Source organism: Pseudomonas tehranensis (genome assembly GCF_014268615.1).
GTDB classification, from domain to species: domain Bacteria; phylum Pseudomonadota; class Gammaproteobacteria; order Pseudomonadales; family Pseudomonadaceae; genus Aquipseudomonas; species Aquipseudomonas tehranensis.
Genome location: NZ_JABWQV010000033.1, coordinates 1 through 11,943 on the forward strand (window position 1 = coordinate 1; position 11,943 = coordinate 11,943).

The 11,943-nt window shown below is 62.7% G+C and carries 8 protein-coding genes; 5 read left to right on the forward strand and 3 right to left on the reverse strand.

Features of this window, described 5'->3' with window-relative positions:
- The first annotated feature begins 93 nt into the window (after positions 1-93).
- The 5 genes from HU811_RS08755 (at position 94) to HU811_RS08775 (ending at position 8,704) form a co-directional block, all read left to right on the forward strand.
- Positions 94-4,407 carry a DEAD/DEAH box helicase gene (locus HU811_RS08755; RefSeq protein WP_186655343.1) on the forward strand — a complete coding sequence of 1,438 codons (4,314 nt, stop codon included), beginning with the start codon at positions 94-96 and terminating at the stop codon, positions 4,405-4,407.
- A gap of 278 nt (positions 4,408-4,685) precedes the next feature.
- The gene (locus tag HU811_RS08760) at positions 4,686-5,612 is read left to right on the forward strand and encodes a DUF72 domain-containing protein (RefSeq protein WP_186655345.1); all 927 of its coding nucleotides are present in this window, start codon (positions 4,686-4,688) and stop codon (positions 5,610-5,612) included.
- Positions 5,609-6,421, forward strand: coding sequence for an endonuclease/exonuclease/phosphatase family protein (locus tag HU811_RS08765; RefSeq protein WP_092394828.1), 813 nt, complete (start codon positions 5,609-5,611; stop codon positions 6,419-6,421). Before HU811_RS08760 ends, HU811_RS08765 begins: the two co-directional genes overlap by 4 nt.
- On the forward strand, positions 6,418-7,716 hold the full coding sequence (gene clsB / locus HU811_RS08770; RefSeq protein ID WP_186655347.1) for a cardiolipin synthase ClsB: 1,299 nt from the start codon (positions 6,418-6,420) through the stop codon (positions 7,714-7,716). Before HU811_RS08765 ends, clsB begins: the two co-directional genes overlap by 4 nt.
- On the forward strand, positions 7,703-8,704 hold the full coding sequence (locus tag HU811_RS08775; RefSeq protein ID WP_092459547.1) for a lysylphosphatidylglycerol synthase domain-containing protein: 1,002 nt from the start codon (positions 7,703-7,705) through the stop codon (positions 8,702-8,704). The genes clsB and HU811_RS08775 overlap by 14 nt, the downstream gene beginning before the upstream one ends.
- Positions 8,705-8,858: 154 nt before the next feature.
- Here HU811_RS08775 and HU811_RS08780 read toward each other — a convergent pair whose 3' ends face one another.
- From HU811_RS08780 to HU811_RS08790, 3 genes are all read right to left on the reverse strand, one after another.
- A complete protein-coding gene (locus tag HU811_RS08780) occupies positions 8,859-9,617 on the reverse strand; it encodes an alpha/beta hydrolase family protein (RefSeq protein WP_092394837.1) in 759 nt (252 codons plus the stop codon).
- Positions 9,607-10,716 carry a DUF3182 family protein gene (locus tag HU811_RS08785; protein WP_092394840.1) on the reverse strand — a complete coding sequence of 370 codons (1,110 nt, stop codon included), beginning with the start codon at positions 10,714-10,716 and terminating at the stop codon, positions 9,607-9,609. Before HU811_RS08785 ends, HU811_RS08780 begins: the two co-directional genes overlap by 11 nt.
- 199 nt (positions 10,717-10,915) lie before the next feature.
- Positions 10,916-11,908 (reverse strand): GlxA family transcriptional regulator, encoded by a 993-nt coding sequence (locus HU811_RS08790; RefSeq protein ID WP_186655349.1) that lies wholly within the window; start codon positions 11,906-11,908, stop codon positions 10,916-10,918.
- Positions 11,909-11,943 lie beyond the last annotated feature (35 nt).

Below are 11,943 nucleotides of genomic sequence, written 5' to 3' on the forward strand. Positions count from 1 at the left end.
TGGGAGCGAGCCTGCTCGCGATGAGGCCCTCCCAGGCCAGGCATCGCTCAGAGGTACTTGCATCTTCCCCATCCCACCCGCATAACTGCCCACATGAATCTGCCCTTCCCAGCCGACCACGCCATGGCAGGCTTTCATCCCGCCGTTCGCGCCTGGTTCAGCCAGACATTCCCGGCGGTCACGGCCGCTCAGGCCCGGGCGTGGCCGTTGATCGGGCAGCGCCGTTCGACCCTGGTGGCCGCGCCCACGGGATCGGGCAAGACCCTCACAGCATTTCTTGCCGTACTGGATGACCTCGTACACCGAGGCCTGGAACAGGGAGGGCTGCCGGACCAGACCCTGGTGGTCTACGTCTCGCCGCTCAAGGCACTGAGCAACGACATCCAGATCAACCTGCAAAACCCACTGGCCGGCATTACCGAACAATTGCGGCAGATGGGCTTGCCGCCCTTGCACATCACCACCGCCGTGCGCACCGGCGACACGCCACAAAAAGACCGCACAGCGATGCGCAAGAGTGCGCCGCACATTCTGGTGACCACCCCCGAATCGCTTTACGTGCTGCTCGGCTCCGATTCCGGCCGGCAAATGCTCGCCAGCACCCGCACCGTCATTGTCGACGAGATCCACGCCATTGCTGCCAGCAAGCGCGGCAGTCACCTGGCCTTGAGCCTGGAGCGTCTGCAAGCGCTGTGCGCCGAACCGCTGATGCGCATCGGTCTGTCCGCCACGCAAAAACCCATCGAAGCGGTGTCGCGCTTTCTCGTCGGCCAGGGGCGCAGCTGTGAAATCGTCGATATCGGCCACGCCCGCCCCCGGGACCTCGATATCGAGGTGCCTCCAGTGCCGCTCTCGGCGGTGATGGCCAATGACGTCTGGGAACTGGTCTACAACCGCCTCGCCGACCTGGCCCGGGAACACCGCACCACCCTGATTTTCGTCAACACCCGACGGCTGGCCGAACGCCTGAGCCGTCATTTGAGCGAACGCCTGGGTAAGCACGCCGTGGCTGCCCACCACGGCAGCCTCGCCAAGGAGTTTCGCCTTGACGCCGAACAACGGCTCAAACGCGGCGAGTTGCAGGTGCTGATCGCCACCGCGTCCCTGGAGCTGGGCATCGATATCGGCGACGTCGATCTGGTGTGTCAGATCGCCTCGCCGCGGTCGATCTCGGCGTTTTTGCAACGGGTCGGCCGCTCGGGCCATCAGGTTGGCGGCACGCCCAAGGGGCGCGTGTTCGCCACCACCCGCGACGACTTGATCGAATGCGTCGCCCTGCTCGATTGCGTGCGCCGTGGCGAGCTGGACATTCTGCATATTCCCAAGGCGCCACTGGATGTGCTGGCCCAGCAGATCGTCGCCGAGGTCAGTTGCCAGGAATGGCAGGAACAGGCGCTGCTGGAAACCTTTCGCCGCGCCGCGCCCTATGCCGAGCTGGATGACGAACACTATCAGGCATTGCTGCAAATGCTCGCCGAGGGCCTCAATGGTCGTCAGGGCATGCGCAGTGCGTACCTGCATCGCGACGCTGTCACCCGCACCCTGCGCGGGCGTCGGGGCAGCAAGCTGACCGCCGTGACCAGCGGCGGCACCATCCCGGACAACGCCGACTACAGCGTGCTGCTCGAACCCCAGGGATTGAACATCGGCAGCGTCAACGAAGACTTCGCCGTAGAAAGCATCGCCGGCGACGTGTTCCAGTTGGGCAATACCTCTTACCGCATCATTCGCGTGGAAACCGGTCGGGTGCGGGTCGAGGATGCCCAGGGCCAGCCGCCGACCATTCCGTTCTGGCTTGGCGAAGCCCCTGGGCGCAGCGCCGAGTTGTCCCTGGCGGTAGCCCGTCTGCAAGCCCAACTGGACCAACTGCTCGGTGCCACGCCGGGCAACTTGCAACCGGCCCTCGACTGGCTGACCGGCACTTTGCAACTGAACCTGGCCAGTGCCGAGCAACTGGTGGATTACCTGGCCCCGGCACGCCTGGCCTTCGGCGCGTTGCCGTCCCAGGACACGCTGGTGATGGAGCGGTTTTTCGACGAGTCCGGCGGCACGCAGTTGATCATCCACACGCCCTTCGGCAGCCGCATCAACCGCGCTTGGGGCCTGGCCCTGCGCAAGCGTTTCTGCCGCACCTTCAATTTCGAGTTGCAGGCCGCCGCCAGCGAAGACGCTATCGTGCTGTCGCTGTCCACCAGCCACAGCTTCGAGCTGGACGAGGTCTGGCGCTATCTCAATAGCCAGAGTGCCGAACAGATATTGATCCAGGCGGTGTTGGACGCGCCGCTGTTCGGCGTGCGCTGGCGCTGGAATGCCAGTGTCGCCCTGGCCTTGCCGCGCTACACGGGCGGACGCAAAGTCGCTCCGCAGATCCAGCGCATGAAAAGCGAAGACCTGATCGCCAGCGTATTCCCGGACCAGATCGCCTGCCTGGAAAACCTCGCCGGCGAGCGGGAAATCCCCAATCACCCACTGGTGGAACAGACCCTCGACGACTGCCTGCACGAAGCCATGGACAGCGAAGGCTGGCTGACGCTGTTGCGGCGCATGGAAGCGGGTGAAGTTCGCCTGATCAGCCGCGATCTGCCGGCGCCCTCGCCCCTGGCGGCGGAGATTCTCAGTGCCCGGCCCTACACCTTTCTCGACGACGCACCGCTGGAAGAACGCCGCACTCAAGCGGTGATCAACCGGCGCTGGAGCGACCCGCAGTCCACCGACGACCTCGGCGCACTGGACGCCGACGCCATCCAGGCGGTACGGGACGAAGCCTGGCCAGCCCCCACCCACCTCGATGAAATGCACGAAGCCCTGATGAGCCTGGCCTGCATCGCCGATAGCGAGGCAAGTGCTCAGCCGTCGTGGCTGGACTGGCTGCAGGCCCTGGCCGAGCGCGGTCGCGCCAGTCATGTACAGATCAGCGCCGAACACGGTCTGTGGGTGGCGCTGGAACGGCTGACGTGTCTGCAAGCCATTTATCCACAGGCTCAATGGCGACCGCCGCTGACGCCGCTGGCGGGTTTCGATGAACCCTGGGACCGCGATGAAGCCATGGTGGAGGTACTGCGCGCGCGGCTCAGCGCCTTTGGTCCACTGCCGTTGGAGGCCATCGCCTATCCCCTCGGTTTATCGTCCCCGTCAATCAGTCAGGCCCTGGCGCAGCTGGAACAGCAAGGCTATGTGCTGCGCGGCCGATTCACCCCCGGCAGCGGACAGGAAGAATGGTGCGAACGGCATTTGCTGGCGCGCATCCACCGCTACACCGTCAAGCGCCTGCGCCGGGAAATCGAGCCGGTGATGTTGCAGGACTTCATGCGGTTCCTGTTCGACTGGCAGCATCTGTCGCCGGCCACTCAGGGCCGGGGCAGCGCGGTGCTGCCATCGATCATCAGTCAGTTCGAAGGCTACCCGGCTGCCGCTTCGGCGTGGGACAGCGACCTGTTGCCGGCACGGATCAAGGACTATTCCCCGAGCTGGCTCGATGAACTGTGCCGCAGTGGCAAGCTGGTGTGGACTCGCCTGAGCGCGCGCCAGAAGCAATCCTCCAGCGCCTTGCGCAGCACGCCGATTGTGTTACTGGCGCGCAATCAGGTCGCCCTCTGGAGCAGCCTGACTGAACAGACCCCACCCAGCGAGCTGTCACCCAAGACGCAAAAAGTCCATAAGGCCCTCAGCGAACACGGCGCGCTGTTTTTCGATGAGTTGTTGCACGAGGCGCACTTGCTGCGCAGCGAACTGGAGATCGCGCTACAGGAACTGGTCGGCGCCGGGCTGGTGAATGCCGACAGCTTCGCCGGGTTACGCGCGCTGATCACCCCTGCCAGTAAGCGCCAGGCCCGCAGCAGTCGGCGCGGGCGCGGAGCGTTCGTGGGCGGCATGGACGATGCCGGGCGCTGGGCCTTGTTACGCCGTAGCGCCCCAGTGCCCGAGGAAGGAAACCGGCCAGCGACCCTGCTGCCCGATACCCTGGAACACATCGCCTTGACCTTGCTGCGCCGTTATGGCGTGGTGTTCTGGCGCCTGCTGGAGCGGGAGGCGGATTGGTTGCCGAGCTGGCGCGAGTTACTGCGCACTTTTCATCGCCTGGAGGCGCGGGGCGAGATTCGCGGCGGACGTTTTGTCAGCGGCCTGGCGGGCGAGCAATTCGCCCTGCCCGAAGCCATCCCGCTGCTGCGTGAAGTGCGTCGCCGCCCCACGGATGGCAGCCTGGTGGCGGTGTGCGGCGTCGACCCGCTGAACCTGGCCGGGACCTTGTTGCCGGGCGCAAAAGTGCCGGCCCTGGCGAACAATCGGTTGGTGTATCGCGATGGTTTGCCGGCGGCGGCGCAGATCGCCGGCAAGCAACATCTGTGGCTGGAGCTGGATGCGCAGGAGATGGCTGAGGTGAGGAATAAGCTGATCCAGCGAGGTTGAACGTGTCTGGACCTCATCGCGAGCAGGCTCGCTCCCACAGTGGATCTTCAGTGCATAGAAGACCAGTGCTCACCGCGGCTCACATGTGGGAGCGAGCCTGCTCGCGATGAGGCCATCAGCATCACAGCACACTTTATCGACCATAAAGGCTGGCAGGCAACGCCACAAGGAACCGCCCCCCGCCACCCACCGCCGGTAAGCCCATCGAAACTTTCTACCCCGCGCGACAGTCATCAAAAGACACAGGCGGTACGAGGTCATTGGCACGGGAGGGACACATGACGGCGATCCACATTGGCATTTCCGGCTGGCGTTACACGCCTTGGCGGGGGGATTTCTACCCCAAAGGGTTGACCCAGAAACGGGAACTGCAATTCGCCTCGCGAGCGGTCAACAGCATCGAAATCAATGGATCGTTCTACGCCCTGCAACGCCCCGAACGGTATGCCCAGTGGTACGCCGAGACACCGCCCGGCTTCGTCTTCAGCGTCAAGGCACCGCGTTTCATCACCCACATCAGACGTCTTCGGGACATTCACAAGCCGTTGGCCAATTTCTTCGCCTCCGGCGTGCTGGAGCTCAAGGAAAAACTCGGCGCAATCCTCTGGCAGTTTCCTCCCAGTTTCAAATTCGATGCCGAGCTTTTCGAAGATTTCCTTAAGCAACTGCCCCACAACACCGAAGATGCCGCCGCCCTGGCCCGGGAGCACGAACCGCGCCTTAACGGTCACGCCAGCACCCACACCGATAAAAAACGGCCGCTGCGCCACGCCGTGGAGATCCGTCATGAAAGTTTTATCGATCCACACTTCATCACCTTGCTCAAACGCTATGACGTGGCACTGGTGATCGCTGACACTGCGGGCAAATGGCCCTATCGCGAAGACGTGACCAGCGACTTCGTGTACTTGCGCCTGCACGGAGCCGAAGAGTTGTACGCCAGCGGCTACACCGACGCGGCCTTGAAACGCTGGGGCGAGCGGATAAAGGCCTGGAGCCACGGCACACAACCGCGCGATGCCCATTTGATCGACCCGAAAAAGAAACCCCGCGCCCGCAAGAGCCGGGAGGTGTTCTGCTATTTCGACAATGACATCAAAGTCCGTGCGCCCTATGACGCGCGTCATTTGCTGGAGCACTTCGACCTGGACAAGGACCTGGCCACCACGCCCGGCGAGCGCCCGGCCGAGGGGGTATTGCCATGAGCATCCCGGAGTTCACCGAAACGACCCGCGATCCAACCCAGGAACGGACGCAAGACCTCGACCGGATCAATCGCTTCACCGTCCTGACGGTCAACACCCATAAAGGTTTCACCGCCCTGAATCGGCGCTTCATCCTGCCGGAACTGCGCGAGGCGGTGCGCAGTGTGTCCGCCGACGTGGTGTTCTTGCAGGAAGTGCACGGCACCCACGAGCACCACCCGCAGCGCTATTCCAACTGGCCAAGCATGCCGCAATACGAATTCCTCGCCGATAGTCTCTGGCCACAGTTCGCCTACGGACGCAACGCGGTGTACCCGGCGGGCGACCATGGCAACGCATTGCTGTCCAAATTCCAGATCATTCGCCACGAAAACCTGGACGTCTCCATCAGCGGCCATGAAAGCCGCGGCATGCTCCACAGCGTGTTGCGCCTGCCGGGCGGCGATGAGCGCGAAGTCCACGCCATCTGCGTGCACCTGGGGTTGCGCGAGGGGCATCGTGTCGAGCAATTGAAACTGCTTTGCCAGCGTTTGAGCGAACTGCCGCCCGAGGCGCCGGTCATCGTCGCCGGCGACTTCAATGACTGGCGCGGCAAAGCCAGCGAGCTGCTCGAACCCAGCGGGCTGCGGGAGGTGTTCGCCGAACAATGGGGCAAGCCGGCCCGCAGTTTTCCGGCGCGCCTGCCGGTCCTGCGTCTGGACCGCATCTACGTGCGCAACCTCAAGGCCCGTCATCCCAAGGTATTGCACGTACGCCCCTGGTCGCACCTTTCCGACCATGCACCGCTTTCGGTGGAGATCGAACTATGAGCGCGACTATGAACAAGGCGACGGTGGAACAGGTGGAGGTTCCGCCGACCGAGCGCAACCCGGCGCTGGTGGACATCGAGTACGGCTGGCACGGCAATAACCGGGTCACGCTTTTGGAGAACGGCGAGGAATATTTCCCCAGGGTCTTCGAAGCTATACGCCGGGCCGAAAAGGAAATACTCCTTGAGACCTTCATTCTGTTCGAGGACAAAGTCGGTATCGAGCTACGGGACCTGTTGGTGGACGCGGCCGGACGCGGCGTACGCATCACCGTGAGCCTGGACGGTTTTGGTTGCGGCGAGCTGACCCCGGAATTTCTCGCTACATTGAGCGATGCCGGGGTGCGTTTGCAGATGTTCGACCCCGCCCCACGGCACCTGGGGATCCGCACCAACTGGTTCCGACGCCTGCATCGCAAAATCGTCGTGGTGGACGGTGTGATCGCGTTTATCGGCGGGATCAATTTTTCCGCCGACCATCTCGGCGACTTCGGCCCCGAGGCCAAGCAGGATTATTCCGTGGAGGTCAAAGGACCGGCGGTGGTGGATATCCATCACTTCGCGCTGTTGCAGAGCGGTCGGCCCAGCCGGGCCAAATATTGGTGGCAACGCCGCCGAAGCCGGCGCAACGAGTTGGCCTTCAACGATCATGACGGTCAGGTGCGGCTGGTCTATCGCGACAACCATGAGCATCAGACCGACATCGAAGAGGTGTACCTGCAAGTATTGCGCAGTGCCCAGCGGCGCGTGGTCATTGCCAATGCCTATTTCTTCCCCGGTTACCGGCTGCTGCGCGAGATCCGCAATGCCGCGCGGCGTGGCGTGCAAGTACGGCTGATCCTGCAGGGCCAGCCGGACATGATGATCGCCAAGCTCGCAGCGCGGATGCTTTACAACTATCTGCTCAAGGCCGGCGTGGTGATCTACGAATATTGCGAACGGCCGTTGCACGGCAAAGTCGCACTGGTGGATGAGGACTGGAGCACGGTGGGCTCAAGCAACCTCGACCCTCTGAGCCTGTCCCTGAATCTGGAAGCCAATGTGCTGATCCGTGACCGGGCCTTCAACCGTGAATTGTTCGAGCGTCTCGATCATCTGAGCCGCAACCATTGCACTGCCATGCCGGCCAACCCCGCCCCGCGAGGCCTGCTGTGGCGCATGACCATCGGCTTCATGGTGTTTCACTTCCTGCGTCACTTTCCGGCCTGGGCCGGCTGGCTGCCGGCCCATAAGCCGCGTCTGAAACCTTTTTCGCCGCCCACCGCGGTTCGGAGCGAACCCCATGAACCACTCTGACGCGCACACGGCGCCAAGTGATGCCCACGCGGGCGAACAAAGCAAAGCCAAATCACGCTGGAGCCGCTGGAAACGCCCACTGACCCTGGCCTTCTTCCTGCTGCTGATCGTGTTGTTCACGGCCCTGGCCCGGCGCATCGACTGGGCGGAAGTGTTCGCCACTCTGGCGGACTTCAAACTTCGCACATTGCTCATTGCCGGTGCGCTGACCGTGACCAGTTTCATCACTTACGCTTGCTTCGACCTGATCGGCCGCACCTACATACGGCAGAAACTGGGCTGGCGGCAGATCCTCCCGGTGGGCGTGATCAGCTACGCCTTCAATCTGAACCTCAGCGCCTGGGTCGGCGGCATCGCCATGCGCTACCGGCTGTACTCACGGCTGGGAGTGAGCAACGGGAACATCGCCAAGATCCTCGGCCTGAGCCTGGCCACGAACTGGTTCGGCTATATGACGCTGGCCGGGGTGGTGTTCAGCAGTGGCCTGGTCACAATGCCGCCGGGCTGGAAACTGAGCAGCACTGCGCTGCAAGGTGTGGGCGTGCTGTTGCTGTGTATCAGTGCCGGTTATCTGGTGGCCTGCCGGTTTTCCAAACGCCGGGCCTGGACGATCCGTGGCATGGAAATCAACCTGCCGTCGCTGCGCATGGCAGGGCTGCAACTGGCGCTGGGCGCATTGAACTGGTCGCTGATGGCGGCGGTGATCTTTACCCTGCTACCGGGCAAACTGGATTATCCGGTGGTGCTCGGGGTGCTGATGATCAGCAGCATTGCCGGGGTCATCACGCACATTCCGGCGGGATTGGGGGTGTTGGAGGCGGTGTTCATTGCCCTGCTGCAGCACGAGGTTTCTCGCGGCAGCCTGCTGGCGGGGTTGATTGCCTATCGGGCGATTTACTTCATCTTGCCGTTGTTGATCACGGTGGTGATGTATCTGGTGATCGAGGCGAAGGCCAAGGCGTTGCGGGTCAAGCCGGGGCCTAAGTGACGGGGTTCTGAGTTATGGGTTGTCTGAGCGGGCCTCATCGCGAGCAGGCTCGCTCCCACAGAGGATTTGTGGTGATCATGAGATTTTATGGTCACACGAGATCAATTGTGGGAGCGAGCCTGCTCGCGATGGGGCCCGCCTGCCCCCCGCGCCATCACCGCGACTGAATGATGCTCAACCGCTCGCCCACCACCATCTCGGTGATCCAGTCCACCAGGATTGAGGTGTAGGCCTGTTGTGACACCGGGTCGCTCAAGGCATGGTCGGCGCCGTCGATGATCCGGTGCGTCAGCGAATGGGTCTGCTGGCACGCTGCTCGGTAGCTCATGATCGTCGCGTGGGGCACATGGTCGTCGGTCTCCGACTCCACCAGCAACACATCACCCGTGAACTGCGAGCACGCGTGCAAGGCGCGGTTGGTGTCGGCGTGCACCAGGGTACTGCGGTAATCCAGCAGGTCAGTCTTGTCCAGGTCACGCTTGGGCGTGTGCCATTGCTCGTCGCGGTACAACGCCGGCACCCGCAATGCCAGCCAGCGCACCGGCCGCAGCAACGTCAGGATCGCCGCCAGGTAACCGCCGTAGCTAGTACCGACCACGGCGATCGCCGAAGTGTCCAGGGCTGGATGAGCGAGCAGCCGGTCGTAGGCGGTGAGCAAATCCCGCAGGTTGTCTTCCCGGGTCACCCGGGACAACGGAATGCCCGCCCCGCCGGTATGCCCGCGCAAGTCGAAGGTCAGGCAGACGCAGCCCAAGCCGGCGATGCCTTTGGCTCGCTCCAGGTCACGCTCCTGGCTACCGCCCCAACCGTGGACGAACAACACTCCCGGAACCTTCGATTTAGGGCTCAGAAAGGTGCCGTTCATGTATTCGTCGTCGATCTCGATCTGAATAGTTTCGCTTCTAGCCGTCATAGGAATGAACCGTTACGTATTTAAGAAGAAAGTCACCATTGTGCGCCGGGCCGCGATAGACCTCCCTGGCCCCAGGGGGCAGAGGCTGGTCAGTGTAGGTCTCCACCGAGGACACACGAACCGCGCTGGACGAAGGGTCCTCAATGAACGCCTGCAACGCCGCAAGCTCAGCACTGCTGGCCCCACCCATACGCCATGACTGTTCCAGCACACCACCGCGAGGCTGACCGCTGACATCAATACCTTGGGCGATGTCGTAATTGCGCCGCGAGGCAAAGAAACTTGGAAAGGCCTGATTGGCAGCATCGTCAAACACCTGCGCCAACCGCACCGCCTCACGCACATCGTCGGGCAGCTCAAGTTTGAGCAACTCAATATAGCCGCCCCGCACCGCCAACAGGTCCGAGCCGCCGTAAACCTCCAGCCCTTCACTGTCGCGCGTCAGATGTTGCACACCGCAGTAGCTCAAGACCTGGCCGTTGATGAAGCTCTGGCCGACGCTCTGGGTCTTGACCTGTTCGAGGTTCTGCTCAAGCACCACACCGTCGCGAAACAGCGTCTGGGCCTCGGGGTCGGCGGCGATTTCATCGAATTGCGCCAGACTCTTGATCACCCGCTGATCGCGGCCGGCACAGGCATGGATAGGCTTGAAGCGGATCGCTCCGGTGTACAGCAGATGCTCGGCCGCCTGGCGCGCATCCTTGAGCGCAAACACCGTCACACCATCGAGCACCGCCCCCCGGGTCAACTTGGCAAACAACGGCGACCAGCCCAAAGGCGCGACCGCATGCCGGTTCAGCAGACCGTGGGTAATGGCCTTGGTGCAGATAAAATCATGCTCGACGTAACCGCCCCAGAGATCCTCTGGCCCTTTGACGCCCAAGCGCAACGCGGTCTCTGCACCTATGACGGTTTGCGTGGGCAGCAAGTACAGATCATGGCCAGCATGAAGCTGTTGGTCATAACTGCCGCCGTATTCAAGCCCGAGAATCTGCGCCAACCAGCGGGCCAGCGCCCGATTGGTTTCGACTTCATGAAGCGGCGCGTGGGGGTTGATCGAATGGTCCACTACCCGTTTGTTGCGATTGACCGTCGTCATGCGGTGCCCTTTTAACTGCGCTCGATGGCTTTAGGTAAAGGGGTGCAGAGATCAGGCCAACGGTGTTACAAGCCAGGACGAGCAACGAAACGGGCGCCTGAGGGGGAATTGATAGCACCGGGCCTGTTTCATTCTGCACGACACCCTGATGTCATCCGGCAAATTGCACGACGGCTGCGACGATGGCGAGGATCAATGACTACTTTTGAGCATTCATCGGACTCACCCCAAACCTCGCCCGATAATCACTGGGCGCCAACCCGGTAATTTTCTTGAACGTCGCGCGAAAAGCCCCCGGATCCTGATAACCCACCGTCCAGGCAATGTGGTCGATGGTGCCATTGGTGAACTCCAGCATTTCCCGGGCCTTGCCGACGCGCAGGTGCTGGCAGTACTCGGTGGGTTTGAGCCCAGTGGCGGCGCGAAACCTGCGCAGGAAGGTGCGTTCCTCCAGCCCGGCCCGTTCGGCCATGGCGCCGAGGGAAACGTCCACTGCGCCGCTGCCTTGCAACCAGTGCTGGACCTTGAGTATGGCCGCGTCACCGTGTCCGAGGATGGGCGCAAAGTTACTGCCGCATTGGCTAGCGCTGTCGCTGTGTTCGATCACCAGAAACTGCGCCGTGCGCGTGGCGATGCTGGGTCCGAGCAGGCGGTCCACCAGTCGTAGCCCCAGCTCTGACCAGGCCATCAGCCCGGCCGTGGTAATCAGGTCGCCATCGTCGACGATGGGCTTGTCAGCGTCGAGCTTGATCTTTGGATAACGTGCGGCAAAGGTCTTGGCCGAGGTCCAGTGGGTCGTGGCACTGCGCCCATCGAGCAGACCGCTTTCGGCCAACAGAATCGAACCGACACACACACCACCCAGCACGGTGCCGTCGGCATGCCGCGCTCGCAACCAGGTCATCAGCGCCGGCGAAACCAGCCCGTCATCGAAACCGGCGATGGACGGTGGAATCAGCAGCGCAACCAGTCTGCCCTGGGGACCGGCGACACTGTCGAACACCCGGGTCGGCACTTCACCCTCCTGCGCTTGCCAATGACTGACTCGCAGGCGCGGCAACTGAGCGCTGGCTTGCTCGTCGGCAATACGCTCCGCCACGGCGAACAGATCGGTCAAGCCATGTACCGCCGCCAGTTGCGCGCCGGGGTAGATGAGCACCCCGAGTTCAGCGACTGCCCTTTGCTGCGCCATTGTCAGTTTTCCCTCGCTTATTGTCGTTACGGCCA

What these genes read in the sequence shown, in the direction of transcription:
- HU811_RS08755 (WP_186655343.1), top strand. Translation starts at nt 94, where the DNA reads ATGAATCTGCCCTTCCCAGCCGACCACGCCATGGCAGGCTTTCATCCC.
- HU811_RS08760 (WP_186655345.1), top strand. Translation starts at nt 4,686, where the DNA reads ATGACGGCGATCCACATTGGCATTTCCGGCTGGCGTTACACGCCTTGG.
- HU811_RS08765 (WP_092394828.1), top strand. Translation starts at nt 5,609, where the DNA reads ATGAGCATCCCGGAGTTCACCGAAACGACCCGCGATCCAACCCAGGAA.
- clsB (WP_186655347.1), top strand. Translation starts at nt 6,418, where the DNA reads ATGAGCGCGACTATGAACAAGGCGACGGTGGAACAGGTGGAGGTTCCG.
- HU811_RS08775 (WP_092459547.1), top strand. Translation starts at nt 7,703, where the DNA reads ATGAACCACTCTGACGCGCACACGGCGCCAAGTGATGCCCACGCGGGC.
- HU811_RS08780 (WP_092394837.1), bottom strand. Translation starts at nt 9,617, where the DNA reads ATGACGGCTAGAAGCGAAACTATTCAGATCGAGATCGACGACGAATAC.
- HU811_RS08785 (WP_092394840.1), bottom strand. Translation starts at nt 10,716, where the DNA reads ATGACGACGGTCAATCGCAACAAACGGGTAGTGGACCATTCGATCAAC.
- HU811_RS08790 (WP_186655349.1), bottom strand. Translation starts at nt 11,908, where the DNA reads ATGGCGCAGCAAAGGGCAGTCGCTGAACTCGGGGTGCTCATCTACCCC.